Origin of the sequence: Streptomyces sp. ADI96-02, from assembly GCF_003846185.1 — a bacterium.
Lineage (GTDB): Bacteria > Actinomycetota > Actinomycetes > Streptomycetales > Streptomycetaceae > Streptomyces.
Map to the genome: position 1 here is coordinate 4,567,195 of NZ_ML123034.1, position 6,149 is coordinate 4,573,343.

At 69.8% G+C, this 6,149-nt stretch carries 4 protein-coding genes and 1 riboswitch; all 4 genes read right to left on the reverse strand.

All coding sequences use genetic code 11. The features are described from left to right. The 4 genes from EES43_RS20285 to EES43_RS20300 all read right to left on the reverse strand — a co-directional run bounded on the left by EES43_RS20285 (position 1) and on the right by EES43_RS20300 (position 5,880). A complete protein-coding gene (locus tag EES43_RS20285) occupies positions 1 to 1,020 on the reverse strand; it encodes a ribonucleotide-diphosphate reductase subunit beta (protein WP_124270024.1) in 1,020 nt (339 codons plus the stop codon). Continuing rightward, positions 1,020 to 3,434, reverse strand: a complete 2,415-nt coding sequence (locus EES43_RS20290) for a ribonucleoside-diphosphate reductase subunit alpha (protein ID WP_124270025.1) — start codon at positions 3,432 to 3,434, stop codon at positions 1,020 to 1,022. Before EES43_RS20290 ends, EES43_RS20285 begins: the two co-directional genes overlap by 1 nt. Positions 3,435 to 3,569: 135 nt before the next feature. Next, a riboswitch (cobalamin riboswitch) is annotated at positions 3,570 to 3,706 on the reverse strand. Positions 3,707 to 3,994: 288 nt separating this feature from the next. Continuing rightward, entirely contained in the window at positions 3,995 to 5,629 is a 1,635-nt protein-coding gene (locus tag EES43_RS20295; protein ID WP_124270026.1) for a monocarboxylate uptake permease MctP, read from the reverse strand. Next, on the reverse strand, positions 5,626 to 5,880 hold the full coding sequence (locus EES43_RS20300; RefSeq protein WP_124270027.1) for a DUF3311 domain-containing protein: 255 nt from the start codon (positions 5,878 to 5,880) through the stop codon (positions 5,626 to 5,628). Before EES43_RS20300 ends, EES43_RS20295 begins: the two co-directional genes overlap by 4 nt. Positions 5,881 to 6,149: the final 269 nt, after the last annotated feature.

Sequence of the window (6,149 nt, forward strand, 5' to 3'; positions counted from 1 at the left end):
CTAGAAGTCGTCGTCGAAGCCGACCGAGCCCTCCACGGCCACCTGGTAGGCGGACGGGCGGCGCTCGAAGAAGTTCGTCAGCTCCTGGACGCCCTGGAGCTCCATGAAGGAGAACGGGTTCTCCGAGCCGTACACCGTCGGGAAGCCGAGGCGGGCGAGCCGCTGGTCGGCGACGCACTCCAGGTACTGGCGCATCGACTCGGTGTTCATGCCCGGCAGGCCCTCGCCGCACAGGTCGCGGCCGAACTGGAGCTCCGCCTCGACGGCCTCCTTCAGCATGTCGGTGACCTGCTGCTGGAGCGCGTCGTCGAACAGGTCGGGCTCCTCCTTGCGGACGGTGTCCACGACCTCGAACGCGAAGTTCATGTGCATCGTCTCGTCACGGAAAACCCAGTTGGTGCCGGTGGCGAGACCGTGCAGCAGGCCGCGCGAACGGAACCAGTACACGTAGGCGAACGCGCCGTAGAAGAACAGCCCCTCGATGCACGCCGCGAAGCAGATCAGGTTGAGCAGGAAGCGACGGCGGTCCGCCTTCGTCTCCAGCCGGTCGATCTTCTCGACGGAGTCCATCCACCGGAAGCAGAACTGGGCCTTCTCGCGGATCGACGGGATCTCCTCGACCGCGTCGAACGCCGCCGCCCGGTCGTCCGGGTCGGGCAGGTAGGTGTCCAGCAGCGTCAGATAGAACTGGACGTGCACGGCCTCCTCGAAGAGCTGCCGCGACAGGTACAGCCGCGCCTCGGGGGAGTTGATGTGCTTGTACAGCGTCAGCACGAGGTTGTTCGAGACGATCGAGTCGCCCGTCGCGAAGAAGGCGACGAGGCGGCCGATCATGTGCTGCTCACCCGGCGACAGCTTCGCGAGGTCGGCGACGTCGGAGTGGAGGTCGACCTCCTCCACCGTCCAGGTGTTCTTGATCGCGTCCCGGTAGCGCTCGTAGAAGTCCGGGTAGCGCATGGGACGCAGGGTCAGCTCGAAGCCCGGGTCGAGCAGGTTCTTCTCGTTGTTCGTGGTGCTCATTACTGGCAGGCCTCGCAGGACTCGGGGTTTTCGAGGGAGCAGGCGATGGCGTCCGCGTCGGGAGCCGACGCCTGCTGTACGGGAATGGGGGCGGCGGCCGACGCGGCTCCGGACGCGGCGCGGGCGATCCGGGTCGCCGGGCGCGAACGGAGGTAGTACGTCGTCTTCAGCCCCTGCTTCCAGGCGTACGCGTACATCGAGGAGAGCTTGCCGATCGTCGGCGTCTCCAGGAACAGGTTGAGCGACTGGCTCTGGTCGAGGAACGGCGTACGGGCCGCCGCCATGTCGATCAGGCCGCGCTGCGGGATCTCCCACGCCGTGCGGTACAGCGCCCGCACGTCCTCGGGGATCCAGGCGAAGCCCTGCACCGAGCCGCTGGCCTCGCGCAGCGCCTCGCGGGTGCGGGCGTCCCACACGCCGAGCTTCTTCAGCTCGTCCACCAGGTAGGCGTTGACCTGGAGGAACTCACCGCTGAGCGTCTCGCGCTTGAACAGGTTGGAGACCTGCGGCTCGATGCACTCGTACACCCCGGCGATCGAGGCGATGGTGGCGGTCGGGGCGATGGCGAGCAGCAGCGAGTTGCGCATGCCGGTCTTCGCGACCCGGGCGCGCAGCGCGTCCCAGCGCTCCGGCCAGTTCAGCTCGGTGGCGTAGTGGTCGGGGTGCAGCACCCCGCGTGCGGTGCGGGTCTCGGCCCAGGCGGGCAGCGGGCCCGACCGCTCGGCGAGGTCGCAGGACGCCTCGTAGGCGGCCAGCATGATCCGCTCGGAGATCCTGGTGGACAGCGCGCGGGCCTCGGCGGAGTCGAAGGGCAGCCGCAGCTGGAAGAAGACGTCCTGGAGGCCCATCGCCCCCAGGCCCACCGGCCGCCAGCGGGAGTTGGAGCGCCCGGCCTGCTCGGTCGGGTAGAAGTTGATGTCGACGACCCGGTCCAGGAAGGTCACGGCGGTGCGCACGGTGGCGTCCAGCCGCTCCCAGTCGATCGAGCCGCCCTTCACGAACGCGCCCAGGTTGACCGAGCCCAGGTTGCAGACGGCCGTCTCGCCGTCGTCGGTGACTTCGAGGATCTCGGTGCACAGGTTCGAGGAGTGGACGACCCGGCCCGGCTCGGCGGTCTGGTTCGCGGTCCGGTTGGAGGCGTCCTTGAACGTCATCCAACCCTGTCCGGTCTGCGCGAGGGTACGCATCATGCGGCCGTACAGCTCGCGCGCCGGCATCGTCTTGCGGGCCAGCCCCCTGGCCTCGGCCGCGCGGTAGGCCGCGTCGAACGCGTCGCCCCACAGGTCGACCAGCTCGGGCACCTCGGCCGGCGAGAACAGCGACCACTCGGTGTCCGCGTCCACCCGGCGCATGAACTCGTCCGGGATCCAGTGCGCCAGGTTCAGGTTGTGCGTACGCCGCTGGTCCTCGCCCGTGTTGTCGCGCAGCTCCAGGAACTCCTCGATGTCCGCGTGCCAGGTCTCCAGGTAGACCGCCGCCGCGCCCTTGCGGCGACCGCCCTGGTTCACCGCCGCGACCGAGGCGTCCAGCGTCTTGAGGAACGGCACGATGCCGTTGGAGTGCCCGTTGGTGCCCCGGATCAGCGAACCCCGCGCGCGGATGCGGGAGTACGACAGACCGATGCCGCCCGCGTGCTTGGAGAGCCGCGCCACCTGGTGGTAGCGGTCGTAGATCGAGTCCAGCTCGTCCTTGGGCGAGTCCAGCAGGTAGCAGGAGGACATCTGCGGGTGCCGGGTGCCGGAGTTGAAGAGGGTGGGGGAGGAGGGCAGGTAGTCCAGCCGGCTCATCAGCCCGTACAGCGCGGCGACCTCGTCCAGCGCCCGCACCGAATCGTCCTCGGCGAGGCCCGCCGCGACGCGCAGCATGAAGTGCTGCGGCGTCTCGATGACCTGGCGGGTGAGCGGGTGGCGCAGCAGGTAGCGGCTGTGCAGGGTGCGCAGGCCGAAGTAGCCGAAGCGGTCGTCCGCCCCCTCGGTCAGCGCCCGCTCGACGAGCGCGTCCAGCGTCCTCGCGTGCGCCTGGACGAACGCGGCGGTGCGGTCGGCGATCAGGCCCTCGCGGTGGCCGACGGCGACCGAGGCGGAGAAGGACGTCGCGCCCTGGCCGGCGGCCTCGTCGGCGATCGTGCGGGTCAGCAGCCGGGCGGCGAGCCGGGAGTACGCCGGGTCCTCGGAGATCAGCCCGGCGGCGGCCTCGGTGGCCAGCGAGCGCAGCTCGGCCTCGTCGGAGCGGGCGTTGCGCCCGCGCAGCGCGGCGGCGGCGACCCGTCCGGGGTCGGTGTCGGGCAGATCGACGGTGAGGTCGGTCAGGGTCCGCAGCAGGGCGGTCCCGGGTCCGTCGTTCGCGGCGTTGCCGGACGGGCTGGACACGGCGGATTCGGCTGCTGAAACCGGATCGGCGGGCGCGATGGTCACTGGGCTTTCCCTCGCTCGGCTGGGGCCGGCGGAGAGCGGGGCAGCCGGGCAGCGGGCAGCCCGGGGCGGGGCAGCACTGCGCACGGCGTCCACCGGCCCATCCGCGAGGCCCGGACGTCTGGCGTCCGGTTCGGTCGAGCCGGACGCACTGTCGACAGGTCTTCGGACTTGCGGGTGTGCAGAAGCACACTGATCACACCGTTGCGGGACAGTTCCGGATTCGCACCGGATTCCCCTGCGGCGACAGCGAGGTCGAGCATACATGTGGGGGCCGCCCGATGAGGAAGCCCCCACATGTTGTGTCGCGATGGGGTGATCGGTCCGTTGTGGGCCCGTCGCGCCTTGGCCCGGAAGGCGGTCCGCCGGGGCCCGGAAGGCGGCGGAACCCGCTCCGCCACCGGCCTCGGGCCGCTCCCGGGCGCCGAGGCGGAAGGCCCCGCGAGCGACAGGAGCCCCGGGAGCCTCAGGGAGCACGCGCGGCGCCCGGGGGCCCTCCACGCGCGCGTGCCCCCTTCCCGGGGGCCGGGAAGGGGGCACGTACAGCCGTTCGCGTCGGGTCGTCAGTGACCGCCCGGCGCGCCCGCCGTGGCCGGCGGCAGCTCCTCCACGACACCCGGGTCGCCGACGTCCGCCGTGTAGTCGGACGGCGAGGTCTCGTCGATGCCGGCCGGGGCCTTCAGCGCGTTCAGGACGAACGTGAGGACCACGACGACCACCAGGTTGAGGACGAACGCGGTCAGACCGATGTAGCCGATCTCGCCGATACCGGGGATCTCCTTCGACGATCCGCCGAAGTGCTTCTGGGTCGGGCTCGCCACGCCGTACGCGGCGATCGTCCCGTACAGCATGCCGACCGCCCAGCCGGCTATCAGCGCCCAGCGGTGGAACCACCGGGTGAACAGGCCGCCGACCAGGGCCGGCATCGTCTGGAGGATCCAGATCCCGCCCAGCAGCTGGAAGTTGATCGCCACCGTCTTGTCCATGGTCAGGACGAAGACCAGCGCGCCGACCTTGACCAGCAGCGACACCAGCTTGGAGACCTTGGTCTCCTGGGCCGGAGTGGCGTCCGGTTTGAGGAAGTCCTTGTAGATGTTGCGGGTGAACAGGTTCGCCGCCGCGATGGACATGATCGCGGCCGGCACCAGCGCGCCGATGCCGATGGCGGCGAACGCCACGCCCGCGAACCAGGCGGGGAACATGTTCTCGAAGAGCTGCGGGATGGCGAGTTGGCCGTTGTCGACCTTGACCCCGGCCGCGATCGCCATGAAGCCGAGCAGCGCCAGCAGGCCCAGCATCAGCGAGTACAGCGGCAGGATCGTGGTGTTGCGCCGGATCACCTCGCGGCTGCGGCTGGAGAGCGTCGCCGTGATGGAGTGCGGGTACATGAAGAGCGCCAGCGCCGAGCCGAGCGCCAGGGTGGCGTACCCCCACTGGCCCATGTCGCCCGGGACGAGCGAGCCGCGCGGCTGGCCGGTGGCCGGGTTCTCCTGGGCGAACGCCTCGCCCGCCTTGGCGAAGATCTCGCCGAAACCGCCGAGCTTGATCGGGATGTAGATGATCGCGACCGCGATGACCAGGTAGATCAGTCCGTCCTTGACGAACGCGATCAGCGCCGGAGCGCGCAGCCCCGAGGAGTAGGTGTACGCGGCGAGGACCGCGAAGGCGATGAGGATCGGCAGGTCCTTGATGAACCAGTGCGTGTCCTCGCCGCCGCCCACGCCCATCACGTCCAGCACCGCCTGGATGCCGACGAGCTGGAGCGCGATGTAGGGCATCGTGGCCAGGAGGCCCGTGAGGGCGACCGCCAGCGAGAGGCCCTTCGACCCGAAGCGCCCGCGCACGAAGTCCGAGGTGGTCACATAGCCGTGCTTGTGCGAAACGGACCACAGGCGCGGCAGGAAGGTGAAGATCAGGGGATAGACCAGGATCGTGTACGGAACGGCGAAGAAGCCCGCCGCACCCGCCGCGTAGATCGCCGCGGGGACGGCGACGAAGGTGTACGCGGTGTACAGGTCGCCGCCCAGCAGGAACCAGGTGACCCAGGTGCCGAAGGACCGGCCGCCCAGGCCCCACTCGTCGAGGGTGGCCTCGTTGTCGGCCTTGCGCCAGCGGGCGGCCATGAAGCCCATGACCGTGACGGCCAGGAAGAAGAAGATGAAGACGGCGAGTGCGACGCCGTTCACGCCGTCCTTCATGCGGAGGCACCCTTCTTGCGGGCGCGCTGGTCACGCTGCCACAGCACGTACGCGATCATCGTCAGCGCGGTCGAGATGACGACCCAGAGCATCTGGTACCAGTAGAAGAACGGGATGCCGATGAACGTCGGTTCGACCCGGGCGTACGAGCTCACCCACAGCATCGCCACGAAGGGTGCGAAGAGGCACAGCCCGATCACCACCCTCACGGGAGTGACCGTTGGTCGTTTCGTTTCGTGTTCTTCAGGCATGGGTGCTCCGTCCCCTCGCTGGTCATCGGCGTAATGGGCAGGAAATCTAGGCGAATGTCCGCCCAGCGTCACCCCCTGTCCGCATTGCGGTCCGGCAACGGTCGTGTTGCGCACAGGGACACGGTTGCGGGAGGCGTTCGGTTCATTGGAATGTTCAGGGGAACGTTCACCGGAACGGAGCGCTCGTCCGGGCCGGCCGGACGCTGGTCCGGCCCGGCCCGGACCCGGCCCCGGCGGGTGCCGGACGCCCCGCACGAGACGCGGACGGG